Below are 255 nucleotides of genomic sequence, written 5' to 3'. Positions count from 1 at the left end.
TCGATATGAGCTCTTGGGGGAGATCAGCCTGTTATCCCCGGCGTACCTTTTATCCTTTGAGCGATGGCCCTTCCATGCGGAACCACCGGATCACTATGCTCTACTTTCGTACCTGATCGACTTGTAGGTCTCTCAGTCAAGCTCCCTTATGCCATTGCACTCTACGCACGGTTACCAAGCGTGCTGAGGGAACCTTTAGAAGCCTCCGTTACTCTTTTGGAGGCGACCACCCCAGTCAAACTACCCACCAAGCAC

Annotated in this window: 1 rRNA gene; it reads right to left on the bottom strand. The window is 52.9% G+C overall.

Features of this window, described 5'->3' with window-relative positions:
- Window positions 1-255: ribosomal RNA gene (locus ACNG5D_RS16175) — 23S ribosomal RNA — on the bottom strand; the annotation flags it as partial.

This window comes from Algibacter ulvanivorans, from assembly GCF_048381495.1.
Classification (GTDB): Bacteria; Bacteroidota; Bacteroidia; order Flavobacteriales; family Flavobacteriaceae; genus Algibacter_B; species Algibacter_B ulvanivorans.
Note: the sequence above shows the minus strand (reverse complement) of the source record. Positions and strands in the feature narration are given on the sequence as shown.